Origin of the sequence: Bacillus cereus group sp. N11, from assembly GCF_016483605.1 — a bacterium.
Lineage (GTDB): Bacteria > Bacillota > Bacilli > Bacillales > Bacillaceae_G > Bacillus_A > Bacillus_A toyonensis.
Window position 1 is genome coordinate 38,452 of record NZ_JAEHBN010000024.1, and the last position, 14,913, is coordinate 53,364.

Below are 14,913 nucleotides of genomic sequence, written 5' to 3' on the forward strand. Positions count from 1 at the left end.
GCAAATAAAGGAGGGACCTATATGAAACTAAAAAAATCTCCCCTACTCTTACTTATACTAACATGCATATTTGTAATTACAGGGCTTGGTTTTACATACTTCAAACATAATAAAACAACCCCATCAAAAAATAACGTGACAAAGGAGAATTGGTTAGATGATCCTTACTTACGTTGGTCGTACACACATATGAAAGAATTCACTTTAATTAATGAAGTCAAAAACAATCCCGACCAAGTGGCTCACTTCCCTACTTCGTTACAAAAATTAGATGATTTTGCTGTGGAGCGTGGATTTGGAACTACGACTCCTTTAAGAAAACTTTTAGCCGATAACAAAACAGATGCTTTTGTCGTTGTACATAATGGGCAACTTGTATATGAACGATATTTCAATGGATATAACGAGAGTGAACCGCATGGTATGGCTTCATTAGCAAAGGTCTTTACTGGGGCAATGATACAATCTCTCGCTGAAGAAAATCGTATCGATTTAGAGAAAACAGCTGACACTTATATAAAAGAATTAAACAATACACCGTTCGGTAAAGCTACACTCCAGCAATTAATGGACATGCAAGTTTCTGTAGAGTACCCTACTCATGGATATGAACATCCAGCGTTAGAAAATCAAGATGCACAACTATATTTAGCGAGCAATATTTTACCCCGAGGTAAAAACTACAACGGTCCGATGAAAATTTATGATATGTTACGAGAAGCAGAAGAAACTGCACCACCTGGTTCCGGTTTTTCTTACGATAACGGATCAGCGGAAACACTCGCTTGGGTTATTCGAACTATCACTGGTAAATCATTAGCTGAAAATGTTAGCGAACGAATATGGTCTCAAATTGGTATGGAAGAAAATGCGTATTACGTTACAGACGAAACAAAAGTAGAACAAGCAAGCGCTGGTTTAAATGCAACTGCTAGAGATATGGCAAGATTCGGTCAACTACTATTAAATAACGGGGAATATAACGGAAAACAAATCATCCCTTCCTCCATTACAGAAAGTGTGGAAAATGTACAAGAAGGTGAACTCGCAATTGGCAATGGCGCTTCTATTTCTTATCATAATCAATGGTGGATTCCGCACAATGAACAAGGTGCTTTCGAAGTGTTAGGCAGTTACGGACAAACGCTTTATATCGATCCGAAAGCAAATATGGTAATCGTCCACTTCTCTTCTAATGCTACACCTAGTAATGAAATACATTCGGTTTATTCCGATATGTATGTTGATATTGCCCATCATTTGGAGAAGCTTCCACAGTAGTGGAAGCAGGAGTTTAAGCCTTACATGAATGACTATTTGGTTGAACAATCGATCTATTGTGCTGAAACGTCAATATAGTAAAAAAGGATCTCTCTTTATCAAGAGAGATCCTTTTTTTACTTCTTCTTCTTTTCTGTCGGTTGGCTTTGTTTAGCGAAATTAGATGAATCATCGAAATTTGGTTGCTTTTTACCAGCATTATTACTTCTACCTTTTCCCATATGTAATGCACCTCCCTCCTCCTTACTATTCCCAATAAAAAAATCCTCTTGCATCCAAGAGGATTTTTTGTTGTGCTATTATTAATAATGCCCAACTGTTACCGCAGTACTTCCAATACGGTCCTATCCTAACTTTTAACCATGGTGTTGATCGTGGCCATCAAGCCTATGATTGTCTATCCGTCTTGGCGTTTTTCTTTAATCGATACCCTAGTCTTCGATCGCTTGGTAGGCCGTGGTCCAGAAGTCTTGGATAAGATGCGATGGGGCCGGAGTGGACATCCCAACCTGGGTGAACAGAATTCCAATAAACTGTTTATCTGGATCAGCGTAAGCTGAAGTGCCGGTTCCGCCATCCCAGCCGAATTGACCGATAGACGCGTAGTCTCCAAGATAGGTACGCACCGCCATCCCAAAGCCCCAGCCACCTTGGATCCCTTGTCCGAATGACAAATGGACGTTATTTTTGGCCAAATCGTCTCGGTATACTTGTTGTTCAGGAGTAAGACGGTTGGTGGTCATCAGCTGGACTGCGGGCCTAGACAGGATCCGTTTAGTACCATGCATCCCTTTATTCAAAAGCATCTGCAAATACGCGTGATAATCGTCGACGGTTCCAAGCAGTCCACCACCGCCTGCTTGGAATGCTGGAGGTTTGCTGTAACGTCCACCCACACCTTCATCCCACACGATGAATTCACCTGTCTGCGGATCGGGGTTGAAGGCTGGTGGAAGCCGGTCAATCTTGAGCTCAGGTACGTAGAATCCAGTGTCCTTCATTCCTAGCGGATCGAATATGCGTTCGCGCAAGAACGACTCGAACGTCTGACCCGTGACCCTGGCAACAAGAACACCGATTACTTCTAAACTGATATGATACTGCCACCGCTCTCCGGGCTGATAGCTTAGCGGAAGTGCACCTAGGCGACGCATAAACTCATCTGGATCGGGCATATCCTGCCCTGGCGTGTCGAATATCCCACTCTCGAAGAACGCGTTCATGATGGGAGAACCCATCAACGTGAGATCCACTCCGAGCCCGAATGTGGAGGTCAACAAGTCTCGTACAGTGATAGGACGCCGTGCTGGGACGGTCTCTTCTAGCGGGCCGTCGGGCTGTTTCAATACTTGCCGGTCGGCGAGTTCCGGTAGCCATTTGTCTACTGGGTCGTCTAAATGCAGTTTGCACTCATCGAGCAAAACCATTACTGGTGAAACTGCGATTGGCTTGCTAGTGGACGCCAATCGAAAAATCGTGTCCCGACGCATTGGTGCACCGCCATCATGCCTCATTGTTCCAAGCGCTTCGACGTGCGTCTCGCCGTTTCGGCTGACTAAGGCGACGAGCCCAGGAATCTTTCCAGAATCGACATGCTGCGCCAATACATTGCGCATTTTGCGCAATCCTGTTTCAGAAAAGCCCTTATTGTTTTGTCCCATTTTGTTCTCCTTTAGTTTAGATTGAGATTTCTAATACATATTGACAATCAATTATTAGTTCTTCAAATAAAAAAATTCCCCTTTTTAATAATTTCGACAAAATGTATTTATATACATGGAGGCACCATGCATCACTATCAACCTAAGATAGGCTACATTTATGGGGATTTAATAATGGAGAATGCGATCATTAAAAACATTGATACAGCCATTTAAAAATATGATTACAAGATTTGCGAATTGATTATGATACATCTAAAAACACCGATATACTTTCAAACAAGTAAAAAAGCGCCCTGTACACAGGGCGCTTCGCTCCAACCTAATGACTAATATTAGCAGTTGGGTATAATGTCGTTCCTCCAATTGAAACCTTTATTTCATTTGTTAATGGAACATTTTGTTCATTAATAATTGTTCTCCACCATTCCCATGCAAGACCTGTACATTCTCTCGCTACGACTTTTACATTTTTTGAATTCGGTGGAAGTGGTATAACTGTAGAGAAGTGAGCAGTTTTATCTCTGCCGCTTCCTTCCCAAGTTTTATGTGTTAGTACTTCTTTCCCATTTTGATCATATGAGAATTCATCCCAAGATACATCAAATTGAGCAACATATGCACCGTAATGATCAAGCGTCATTTTCGCACTTGAATATTCTGTAGTTGTAGTCTCAACATAATCTGTATTGTTATGAACAGCAGCAGTTGCATTATCTTTTAAGAAAGTGCTCGTATATGATATTGGGTATGCTGGATTTTTTTTACTTAACTCTGCATTATCTTTAATGATATTTCGGATTTCATTAAAATCTTTTGTAACAACCTTGTTATGCTCTTTTGCATCTCCGCCTAATACTACAGCGGTAAAGGTACTTTCTTCAAAAATATCTTTGTACTGTCCACTCGTTTCGACGCTGTTATTTTTAAGTAACGCTTTAAAAGCAGCTTGTACATCTTTGCTCTTAGATGTTGTTTCTAATTTCACATAAATGGTTCTGCCATAGGCTACATTTGAAACCATAACAGGCGGAGCCGCATTACTTATCCCTTTACGAGTTAACTCACCGAAAGTAACACTATTATCAAAAAGATCAGATGGATTGTTAGGTAGTTCAGCACTTACGGTATAAAATATTTGCTTATATGCCGCAACCATCACTTTTTTCTCTCCATTTGCAACGGCATTAAAGTCAATGTTTAGACTGTTATCAAGATATTTAGCGTTGACATTAAGAGCACTTGCGATTTGTGATTTACTATATACCATAGATTCTGTATACTGCATTCTTGCAGGTAACGAATGTGTTGATGCATACTTCTCATTCCAAGTAGATACTAAATCATCTACTGCTCCAGACACATTACCATATGTCGGATTTTGGACAGATATCGTATTTTCTTTTCTCATTCCAGGTAAGTCTATACTAATATTTATAGGTTTTCTCTTAGCCACTAATAAACTAGGTTGATTATCGGCAAAAGCTTTATTTGCAAGTTGTACTGCTCCTGGATACGTACGATTAGCTACAGAATCAATAATGGAAATATCGACCGGTGACGTTGTAAGTGATTTTTTTTCACGCTCCACTACTACAAATTTACCATTTGAATTTGTACTTTCTTTCGGAACAAAACTCTCTACTTTATCCCCATTTACTGCTAAAATATCTCTACTATCATACTTTAAATTTGCTATACCATTATTAATGTCACTAGCATTTTTTGTTGCATCAGTTGCATTACCTGTTTGCGTTTCCGCGAAAGAAATAGATGAATAATGAATAGTGCATAAACTAACTAATACACATGCTAGGAATTTTATTTTTTTGTTACTTTTCGTAATTTTCAGAAAAATCACCCCGTTCTTTTTTTATATTAAATATGATAATGATTGCTAATTAATAAACTTACATAAATGCTTTTAAAAGTTCTTGAACTAACGGAATTACCCCACCTAAAAATTTCAAAACTGCCATTGCGATTTCCATATTGCTTCCTCCTCTTTGTTGTATTAAAGATGTGTTGAATATTTATGTCTTCATTATAATAAGCTTTTACATTTGCATCAATTCATTTTTATATGCAATATTACATATTGGAGGAAGAACATTTTTTTGCTAGATTGATGATGGAATAGAACCATATGCCCATCACCCTGAAGTTTTGGTGTCCCCCACAACGATAAAAACAAATCACTTCATGTGACACCTAAATCCAACGTTAAGATTAGTGCACAATTTAATAGAACTTGGAGATAATAGTGTCTAGTATTCAGCAAATGATTTTGAAACAAACAGACGCACAATATTAGCCATTGTGGGATAAACAGCATAAGTGAATCACTTTATTTTGAAGTTCCTCTAGTTATGCTCCCTTTAATAAATGATCAGCACACAATCGCTGGACGAGTATACGAACTTGGTGCAGGGTTTATGTTACATATTCAGCAATTATCGGTCGAGGATTTAAAACATGCCGTCAATGGGGTGTTGCAGAGCCCTTTTTAACTAAGGTGCTAGTCTGACAAATTCATCTATAAATTCCATAATCAAAGCATAAATGATAAGACTTATAGGTAATACATTTACAACTAAAGCGAAAATTCTTTTACTTAATTTCTCTGTGCTGAACATTGAAAGAATGCTTACAGGTACATTAAATATAGAAAGATAGAATGTGAGTAATACTAACATTCTTATCATATAATTCCCACTATCGTCTACACTACTTAATAAATTGTAAATTGGTAAGATAATAATCGTAGCAATCGCTGTCAAAGAGGATATTTTAGTAAATACATTCAAATTTCTCCTTACCAATCCTTTCACCTCTCTTTTATATTCATTACAATGCTCCTATAAGTTCATTCATTTTTTTACAGGTAGAAATAAGCATTTGCTCCATTCGTTCCTCTTATATTAAAAGGCATGTAGTACTCCCCTCTTAAAAATATTTCAAATCAAAATGAAAAAACGTTTTGAAATATAAATTAAATCTATCAATCCATTACAACAAAAATCTATAAATATCAGAATTTTCTATTTATTAAAGGTTATCCTCCAAACAACCTCGAACATTGTAAGAAACATACATAAGGAGGTTGATCTATTTTGTTTCGTTCTTTTACAAATGGTTGCGTCACCTTAGTGCAACGTTTCTTGCCAGAACCGTTTATTTTATCATGTTTATTAACTGTTTTTGTTATCTTCTTCGGCATGTTTGCAACTCACCAAACACCGGTCGAAATGATTAATCATTGGGGTAATGGCATTTGGGGACTTCTCGCCTTTTCTATGCAAATGGCACTAGTACTTGTCACTGGATCTGCTTTAGCGAACGCTCCTCTTATTAAAAAGGGGTTAACGAAAGCTGCCAGGCTACCGAAAACGAATGGCCAAGGTATTATTGCCATTTCAATTGTAAGTTTACTTGGCGCATACATAAACTGGGGATTTGGTATTGTTGTATCTGTTTTATATGCAAAAGAAGTTGCAAGACAACTTGAAGGATTAGATTACAGATTAGCAATTGCTTCTTCTTACTCTGGATTTCTCATTTGGCATGCGGGTCTTTCCGCTTCTATCCCTCTTACGTTAGCTACGGGCGGTGAAACGTTAATTAAAACGACAGCTGGAAGTATTAAAGAAGCGATTCCAATAACAGAAACGTTATTCTCACCATACGCTCTCGTTCCAGTTATTATCTTTCTCATTACGATGCCACTTATTAACCGGGCAATGCATCCCGATGAAAAACATACGGTAACAGTAGATCCTAGCGTATTTCATGAAGAAGCTGCTGCTATAGAAGTAGAGCCAAAAACACTCGCTGAAAAAATGGAAAATAGCATCATTATTACACTTTGCGTTGGGTTATTAGGTCTCATTTATATTTTCAATTACTTTTATACGAAAGGTTTTAACCTTACACTCGATATCGTTATTTTTATGTTATTAATTGCTGGTCTTATTTTTCACCGGACTCCGATTCAATATATTCGTGCTTTTTCAGACTCTACAAAAAGTGCTTCTGGCATTCTACTTCAGTTTCCGTTTTACGCAGGAATTATGGGTATGATGATTGGAGTAAATAGTGAAGGTCTTTCTCTTGGAGGAGCTATTTCTAATTTCTTTATTAGTATTTCAAACGAAACGACTTTCCCGCTCTTTACTTTTTTAAGTGCTGGCATCGTTAATATTTTTGTTCCATCTGGTGGCGGTCAATGGGCTGTACAGGCACCCATTATGATTCCAGCTGGTGCTGAACTTGGTGTACCTGCTGCAAAAACAGCAATGGCAATTGCGTGGGGCGATGCTTGGACGAATTTAATTCAACCTTTCTGGGCATTACCGGCATTAGCGATAGCTGGTTTAGGTGCTCGTGATATTATGGGATTTTGCGTTGTGAACTTACTATATGCAGGTTTTATCATTAGTCTATGCTTCTTATTTATTTAAACGAAAAGCTAGTTTTATACTAGCTTTTTTACATAATAAATCATTTACCCCGCATTAACAGGCAGTAAACTCCCACCCATACATACCAGCTAGAGCAAAGCGGTTAGGTGGGAAATCAACTGCCTGTAAATGCCCGATTGGTGAAGGCTAATAATCAGTGGGAAGAACAAAACCCCCACTGATTAAAGTTTCACTTTATTTCCCACGCAATTTATAATCGTCTTCCACTCTATCTCCGTAAGGTTTAATGCCTCAAATGCAAAAAAATCTTTACATATCTTTTCAATCAGATATGGATTTTCCCTCAAGAAATTCCACTGTAACGCTTTAGGGAGAAAATACGTTTCATACTCTTTACTTCCTCTTACTACCTCATCGACTTCTCTTTCACAAATCCCTCTTATTAAATAATCATTTCTTAATTGGATCTTCATTTGTTGAAACGTTTCACTATATTTCTTCAATTGGATTAAGCAATTAATATAGGTACGAAAAAGTTCGTTATCATACTGACAACAATTTATAATACGATCAATTTCATTCATAATGTACGAGCCTTTTCTTCTATTTGTAATAACCACTTTTCCCGCTTCTCTCGTTTACTCGTTTTCACAGATTGAAAAACAGATCGTTTTATATCGCGAATGCCGCAAAAACGTAAAACACCTCTCTTCATCATAATCCAATCTGCTGATCGATATAATAGGGCGACGTACCATAACGGTGAATCTAACGTATTAATTACCCACGCCTTCTTTCCTTTCAATAAGCCCTTCGGCAAGGCACCTTCATATTTATAAGCAAATCCAGCTACGAAAATGCGATCAATAAACCCTTTTAAAATAGCAGGCATCCCCCACCACCATATCGGATATATGAATAAAAGAGTATCTGCTTCTGCCACTAACGTTCTGTACCAAGCTGTTTCTTCTTCATTTACTAAATCACGCCTTTTCTTCTCTTCATTAAATACGAGCACCGGATCAAATTGTTCCTTATATAAATCAAGTACTGTAACAGAATGATTTGTCCCCTGTAGTCCTTTTTGCACATGCTTTAAAATCGCCGCGTTAAAACTGGAAGGACTAGGATGAGCGTATACAATTAGTACATTCACTACAAAACAACTCCCTCTATGGTTAAAGTTTCCCCTTCTTTAACATCTTCTCTACAATTTGTACGTTTTTCGAACTTTGTAATAAACGGTTTAATACGGTAAGTAACTCTTCCTTGTCTAAATCTTTCAGTTTCTCTTTCACCGTACGCTCACCAGCACCTTGAATATCATAAACAACTGCCGCCATATGCTTGCAAAGATTCTCATAAGGACACTCGCAGCTACTTTCTGTAAAATCTTCAAGATCAATAATCACTTCATAATTTCCTGCATTTCCAGTAACGAAAGCAATTACTTTCTTGTCTTGTATTTCAACATCTTCTACATGTCCATCTTCATAATATTCATATCCCTTATCTATAATGTACTTTGGGATCCATTTCGTTATATCTTTTAATAAGTAAGCGTACATATTTGCACCTCTTCCTTTAATTCCCTTTTGACTTCAAAAAACCTGCATGTTATTCTAATAACTGTCAAGTAGCGAGTCTACGTGACAAAACGACTGACACCTATTCGGCGGAGGTGTCTCTTTTCATTTGCAGCCGATATGAATTGCCTCTTTCAGGCACATTCAATTTTTGACACTACACACTCAACACCATTCCCTGTATCAGGCTGCATTAGCAGTCTTTTACTCTACATACTTCGCTATTTCAAGAAAAAAAGAGAGACTAGCTCCCTTTTCTCGCCTTATAAAATACCCCTTTTTCAGTATAGAGATATTCATCATCAGCTAATGTAATTTTCCCATCCAGTTTGAGTTCATCTAATAGTCTTGATAAATAAAATTGATGTAACATTTTTTTCGTGAATTTTCCTTCATGATGCGAAACGATATGTTCTTGAATATCTAACAATGATATTGGCTTATCTTGCTCTATCATATATTCATAAACTGTACTACGCAGTTTTACGTATTTTTCGAGTGTCACAGTAATCCGCAACCCCTTTCTTCTTAATATAAATTTTCGTAATCGGTTTTTTTGCAACAAAAAAACCTCTCCGATAAGAAGAAGTTACGTATATATCTTCGTCTTATCTCCCAGAACAAATATGTTCTGCTGGAATTAGCACCTGCATCGCGGTTGCTGGGTTTCATCGGGCCAGTCCCTCCACCTCTCTGGATAAGAAAATATTCACTTAAATCTCACTATACGTAATTTCATTTCAATTGTCAAACAAATACAACAAATTATATTTTCTTTCTTCCTGTTCATACTATACATATATGAATATGCAAGGAGGATTATGAAATGCACGAAAATGCTCGCGGATATGTACAAGATTCTTTTCAATCATTACAAGAAGCAAAACACTGTTTAGAAGAAGCATTACAGACTGTTGAAAAAGATTTTAATCGTGCTCGTATTGAGCAATCTCTTTATGCGATCGAACAAGCTATTCAACGCTGCGATTACACGGTTCACATTTTAGAACAAGATTGAAAAAACTTCCCATCATAAGGTGGGAAGTTTTTTCAAATGGCATACTTCATAATTATTGCCGTTATGATTAAAAAATATACAGAATTAACAATTTCTAAAATCCCTACTTTTATGATAGAAATTGTTTTGCCATACAACATAATTGCTCGAATGACACTTGGTATAAAAATAAGAGAGCACCATGGATTGATAGCAAATACGATGACCGTTAACACGATATGATACCCCCAAGATATAAAACGATACTTCGGATTATTCTTCTCACGAATCATCGTTTTCACATAAAACGTACTTCCTAAAAAATATAAAAATGAAATAAGCGCAATAAATAATGCTGTTTTATCTATAAGTTTCATTGAAAAATAATAACTAACTAAACCACCTATACAGAAAACGATGATTGCGCAAATGTCATTTAACAGTGCTCTTTCATTCTTTTGACGAGCGTAATACATATTTACTATAAATAATGGAATCATTGCTGCTACGAATAAAAGAACTCGCCATTCATATAATAGAGAAATCATCCCAAATACGAACGCAATAATAAAATATACAATTGCTGCATGTAAAAACTCTTTTTTTCGTTTTTGTTTTATGTACATGAGAAATGGATACGTAGCTAAATAGATACAGAACCAAGCTAAAAACAATGGAATATGATAAAAAGTAGGTTTCCCAAGTATGACACTTAATAGAAATGGGATAATAAGCATGGCCCATGCACCATGTTGCTTCGGAATAACTAACTTCATTAACTATACACCTCCCTCTTGAAAGAAGTTCTCACCTACTATTATACAAATAATTTTATATACTAACGGATGTATATTGGATCTATTTTTTGACAATAAAAAATGCTCCTTACAATATGTAAGAAGCATGAAAGAGGCAAACGAATATGTAAGTCGCGACCCTACCTTATATAAGTATGCTTTTCTATGTCATGTTATGCTCATCTAATATACCGTATTTCTTTTTAAACCTTGTGAGAATCGTAATCCACGAAGTACTAAATAGTAGTAGGAAAATAACATTTGAAATCGCATGACTTAAGTCAAAGTAAAAACTCGCGACATAGTACGCAATGACGGTTTCCCACGTTGCTTCTCGTATAAAACCGAGAAGTCCCCAGAAGTTCATAATCCAACCAAATAAAAATCCAACAATTAATCCGTATAGGAGTCTTCCCCAGAGCTTTTTCATGAAAAATGTATTACGTAATAGTCCAGCTATAAAACCAATCATACCCCACGAAAACATTTGCCACGGCGTCCACGGACCTTGTCCTAAAAAAATGTTCGATACGATAGCGGCTGTTGCCCCGATCATAAAACCAGTTTCACTCCCAAACACGATTGCAGAAACGATAATGACAAAGGAAGTTGGTTGTACACTTGGTAAAATAGAAAATGGTACGCGGCTAACCGCAGCAATTGCTGCTAACACGGCAACGAGAACAATTTCACGTGAAACAAACGCCTTCCTTTCAAAACGAATATAGAAAGGTAACATAATAACAGCTAATAAAAACAAACTACTTACCATGTAATAGCCGTCCATGAGGAGTGTAGTAAAGAGTAATGTGCCTATTATAAACGCAAAAATACATATTATGAATGCAATATATCGTTTGGACACGCTTCGTACACATCCTCCCACGTTAATGCATATGGCAATTCTTTTCGAATGAATCGATTAATAGATGTTGTATAAAAGAAGTTACCGCTAAAAAATTCTTTCGGTGCATCATTCATAATGACTGTTCCATCAAATAACATCATGCACTGATCAACATATTTCGCTGCGAACTCAATATCATGCGTTGCCATTACAATGGTTGTACCTTCTTTTTGTAATTTCCTAAATAGCTCCCCTATTCTTTCTTTCTTCCATGGGTCTAACCCCTTTGTCGGTTCATCAAGTAGTAATAGCGTTGGTTTTGATAATAACGTTGTACATAATGCAAGTAGTTGTTGCTCTCCCCCGCTACAATCATGTGGATGGCGCTCTTTAAGCGAATGTAACCAAAACTGTTTCAACATATCTTCAGCTATTTCTTTTCCTTGTTCTCCATATAATTCACGAGCACGTTCATAAACTTCTTGCCACACTGTATCAAATGTAAAATGATAATACGGATGCTGTGATACATACCCGATCCTTTTAAATCGTTCTTTCGAATCAATTTTATGTATCACTTTACCATGCCACTTTACTTTCCCTCTTCTCGCTTTTTGCAATCCTGCTAAAATCGTTAACAGTGTAGACTTCCCAGTACCATTTTTCCCAACGAGCGCTACCCATTTTCCTTTTTCAATCGCAACTGTTAAATCTCGTAAAATAAGCGGACTATTTTTTTCATATTGAAAAGAAATATGTTCTGCACTTAACATTACTTCTTGTTTTTCACGTTGTACCATCTGCTCATTCACATATGATATCGCTGAAAAGTCATTCATTTTCATTTGTGCTTCTCGCACTGTAAACGGAATATCTCTCGCATTCCATTCTAAAAACAACCTTGGAATTTGCGGAATAAATGGACGGAAGTTTTCTACTTTCCACATTTTCGCTATAACTGTTTTAGGACTACCATCATAAACAATTCGGCCGTTATCCATACAAACAACGCGTGTTGCAAGTGGTATCACTTCATCTAAACGATGTTCACTTAAAATAATCGTAATTCCAAGTTCTTCATTAATACGTTTTAACAATCCTAAAAACTCTTTCGCAGCAATTGGATCTAATTGCGCTGTCGGTTCATCTAATAATAATAGTTTCGGCTGCATAACTAATACCGCAGCTAAATTGACAAGTTGTTTTTGCCCACCAGATAACGTATGAACAGATTGATGCAATAAATCTTGAAATCCTAAGAAGCTAATGAGCTCGGCTATTCGTTTTTGAATAATGTGTGATGGTAATCCGATATTTTCTAAAGAAAATGCTAATTCTTGAATCACTGTATCCATTACGAGCTGATTTTCTGGGTTTTGAAATACCATCCCAATTTCTTGGGCAGATAATAAGTCAGGTACTTCCTCTAATAATACATCTTCATAAAACATCTCTCCCGAACGCGTGCCAATTGGAAGTAACTCCTTTTTAAAATGTTTTAATAATGTCGTCTTCCCAGATCCCGATCCTCCAGCTAGCGCTATAAACTCTCCTTTTTGAATAGAAAGAGAAATATGCTGTAACGCTTTTTCAATTTCATCAGCATATACAAATGATAAATTGTTTATTTCTGCATGCGCCACCATATCCATTCCCTTCCTTCCATTATGATTGGTAAACTAATAAACAGCGTAAATGCTACAAACATCATTCCATCGTATTGCTGGAATAGAATAGATTCGACTTTCGGATAAATGATCAATTTTCCTCCGCCATACTTACTACATATGATAGCAGTTATAAATAAAATCATTAAATAACTGAGCGTATACCAATCACGTTTTTCCATTCTATACCGAATATACGTCGTACGTTTCGTTACACCAAATCCACGAGCTTGCATAGAATCTGCCGTTTGAAGTGCATCTTCTAACGAGCAAATTAATAATACTTGCAGTAACTGCATGCCATTTTTCACTCGTTCAACAATTGAACCTGAATCTACCTGCACACCTTTTGTCTTTTGGACGAGTGTTATTTTCTGTAATCGTCTAATAAACAAAGGCACAAACCTCACTGTAATCATCGTTAACAATGCAACTTTCGGTGAAATTCTCGAAAACAAATATAAAAATTTATGACTTGAAATAATATCATTATACGAAGCAAACGTAAACATAATCGCAACTAGTAATAACCCCATTACTAGTCCAAACATAATTGCCTCCAGCTTAATACGGCTATCACCTAACCAAAATAACGTAGTTCGACCTCTATGCGTTAATAACGAATTAAATAAAATTACCATAAAAAAGAATACGATTGTGCTCGGTAACATCTTTCTTATCTTTTCGCTATTCCCTTGCATCACATTTAATATAACGATTAATAAAATTGCTCCAATTAAAAAAAGAGGATGAAGACACATCATACATAGTATCATCACCCCAATATAATAGAAAAAATTCACAAAAGGATGTAAAGAAGAAAAACTTATTTTCATAGTCCTTTACCGAATGCCTTTCTTATTTTAATACATATACCCACTCAATTGTATCTCCTGGTTTTACTGTAACTACACCAGCACTACGGTTCGGAAATGCACCATTCACACGATATTTCCATCCACTAGTATCAGCAATATCTTTTTCATATAAATCATTAATACCTTTTACATAAATGCTATCTTTTGATCCACTTGCATCAACATCTAATCCTGTACGCTGCAACACTTTATAAACAGTATCGCCTTCTTGTACATCAACCTTTGTCGCACCTAATAAGTATCCTTCATGTCCTTTTACGGAGATAGTAACTTGTTTTACCTGTGGTTTAGGTACCGGTACTGGATCTGATTTTGATGGTACAGGAGTTGGTACGGGCGGAGTCGGTATCGTTTTATTCTCTTTATTCGGATCTACCTTTTGCTCCTGCTTTGGTGTTTCTTTCGGCTGATTGACAACCTTTGCTTCTTCTTTTACTTCCTGTGCTTTCGGTTGCTGTTGTTTCTCTTCGTTTGCTTTTTGTTGTTCTGGTTGTTTAGTAGCAGATTGCTCCTGAGGTTTCTCTTCTTTCTTTACTTCAGGTTGTTCCTGCGGCTTTTCCTCTTTCGGCTTCTCTGCTACTTTTTGTTCTTGTTTCTGTTCCGGCTCAGCTTGTTTCTCTTCCGGTTTCACTTCTTCTTTCGGTTCTTCTTGTTTTGCTACCTCTTCTTGCTTTGGCTCTGCTTTCTTCTCCGGCTTTACAGCCGCCTCTTCACATCCGGCAAGTAGCCCGAGTGAAAGCATTAAAGAAATGAACCACTTCATCTTACTCATGTTCTC

At 36.9% G+C, this 14,913-nt stretch carries 15 protein-coding genes and 1 riboswitch; of the genes, 4 read left to right on the forward strand and 11 right to left on the reverse strand.

Annotated elements, in window-relative coordinates:
- Positions 1-21: 21 nt before the first annotated feature.
- Positions 22-1,281 (forward strand): serine hydrolase domain-containing protein, encoded by a 1,260-nt coding sequence (locus JDS98_RS26510; RefSeq protein WP_199634501.1) that lies wholly within the window; start codon positions 22-24, stop codon positions 1,279-1,281.
- Positions 1,282-1,712: 431 nt separating this feature from the next.
- Here JDS98_RS26510 and JDS98_RS26515 read toward each other — a convergent pair whose 3' ends face one another.
- Together JDS98_RS26515 and JDS98_RS26520 are read right to left on the reverse strand one after the other, a co-directional pair.
- Entirely contained in the window at positions 1,713-2,942 is a 1,230-nt protein-coding gene (locus JDS98_RS26515; RefSeq protein ID WP_097959442.1) for a serine hydrolase domain-containing protein, read from the reverse strand.
- A 322-nt stretch (positions 2,943-3,264) separates the two neighbouring features.
- Positions 3,265-4,803: a thiol-activated cytolysin family protein gene (locus JDS98_RS26520; protein WP_098646947.1), complete on the reverse strand. Its 1,539-nt coding sequence runs from the start codon at positions 4,801-4,803 to the stop codon at positions 3,265-3,267.
- Positions 4,804-5,251: 448 nt separating this feature from the next.
- Between JDS98_RS26520 and JDS98_RS30395 the strand changes: the two genes are divergently transcribed.
- Positions 5,252-5,452, forward strand: a complete 201-nt coding sequence (locus JDS98_RS30395) for a glycosyltransferase (protein WP_106080652.1) — start codon at positions 5,252-5,254, stop codon at positions 5,450-5,452.
- A gap of 603 nt (positions 5,453-6,055) precedes the next feature.
- Positions 6,056-7,402 carry a short-chain fatty acid transporter gene (locus JDS98_RS26530; RefSeq protein ID WP_097959876.1) on the forward strand — a complete coding sequence of 449 codons (1,347 nt, stop codon included), beginning with the start codon at positions 6,056-6,058 and terminating at the stop codon, positions 7,400-7,402.
- 182 nt (positions 7,403-7,584) lie between these two features.
- Here JDS98_RS26530 and JDS98_RS26535 read toward each other — a convergent pair whose 3' ends face one another.
- The 4 genes from JDS98_RS26535 to JDS98_RS26550 form a co-directional block, all read right to left on the reverse strand.
- Positions 7,585-7,947 carry a hypothetical protein gene (locus JDS98_RS26535; RefSeq protein ID WP_001002313.1) on the reverse strand — a complete coding sequence of 121 codons (363 nt, stop codon included), beginning with the start codon at positions 7,945-7,947 and terminating at the stop codon, positions 7,585-7,587.
- Positions 7,944-8,519 carry an NAD(P)H-dependent oxidoreductase gene (locus tag JDS98_RS26540; protein ID WP_199634502.1) on the reverse strand — a complete coding sequence of 192 codons (576 nt, stop codon included), beginning with the start codon at positions 8,517-8,519 and terminating at the stop codon, positions 7,944-7,946. Before JDS98_RS26540 ends, JDS98_RS26535 begins: the two co-directional genes overlap by 4 nt.
- A gap of 22 nt (positions 8,520-8,541) precedes the next feature.
- A complete protein-coding gene (locus tag JDS98_RS26545) occupies positions 8,542-8,931 on the reverse strand; it encodes an SWIM zinc finger family protein (RefSeq protein WP_000271514.1) in 390 nt (129 codons plus the stop codon).
- A 262-nt stretch (positions 8,932-9,193) separates the two neighbouring features.
- Positions 9,194-9,514: a hypothetical protein gene (locus JDS98_RS26550; RefSeq protein ID WP_073990648.1), complete on the reverse strand. Its 321-nt coding sequence runs from the start codon at positions 9,512-9,514 to the stop codon at positions 9,194-9,196.
- A gap of 40 nt (positions 9,515-9,554) precedes the next feature.
- A riboswitch (SAM riboswitch) is annotated at positions 9,555-9,653 on the reverse strand.
- Between the two features lie 122 nt (positions 9,654-9,775).
- Between JDS98_RS26550 and JDS98_RS26555 the strand changes: the two genes are divergently transcribed.
- Positions 9,776-9,967: a hypothetical protein gene (locus JDS98_RS26555; protein ID WP_000545000.1), complete on the forward strand. Its 192-nt coding sequence runs from the start codon at positions 9,776-9,778 to the stop codon at positions 9,965-9,967.
- A 32-nt stretch (positions 9,968-9,999) separates the two neighbouring features.
- Here the strand turns inward: JDS98_RS26555 and JDS98_RS26560 are convergent, their stop codons facing one another.
- The 5 genes from JDS98_RS26560 to JDS98_RS26580 all read right to left on the reverse strand — a co-directional run bounded on the left by JDS98_RS26560 (position 10,000) and on the right by JDS98_RS26580 (position 14,907).
- The gene (locus JDS98_RS26560; protein WP_199634503.1) at positions 10,000-10,722 is read right to left on the reverse strand and encodes a YwiC-like family protein; all 723 of its coding nucleotides are present in this window, start codon (positions 10,720-10,722) and stop codon (positions 10,000-10,002) included.
- Between the two features lie 184 nt (positions 10,723-10,906).
- Positions 10,907-11,608 carry an ECF transporter S component gene (locus JDS98_RS26565; protein ID WP_002093568.1) on the reverse strand — a complete coding sequence of 234 codons (702 nt, stop codon included), beginning with the start codon at positions 11,606-11,608 and terminating at the stop codon, positions 10,907-10,909.
- A complete protein-coding gene (locus JDS98_RS26570) occupies positions 11,581-13,242 on the reverse strand; it encodes an ABC transporter ATP-binding protein (RefSeq protein WP_106080650.1) in 1,662 nt (553 codons plus the stop codon). Before JDS98_RS26570 ends, JDS98_RS26565 begins: the two co-directional genes overlap by 28 nt.
- Entirely contained in the window at positions 13,215-14,093 is an 879-nt protein-coding gene (locus tag JDS98_RS26575) for an energy-coupling factor transporter transmembrane component T (protein ID WP_087968969.1), read from the reverse strand. Before JDS98_RS26575 ends, JDS98_RS26570 begins: the two co-directional genes overlap by 28 nt.
- Positions 14,094-14,115: 22 nt before the next feature.
- A complete protein-coding gene (locus JDS98_RS26580; protein WP_199634504.1) occupies positions 14,116-14,907 on the reverse strand; it encodes a DUF4430 domain-containing protein in 792 nt (263 codons plus the stop codon).
- Positions 14,908-14,913 lie beyond the last annotated feature (6 nt).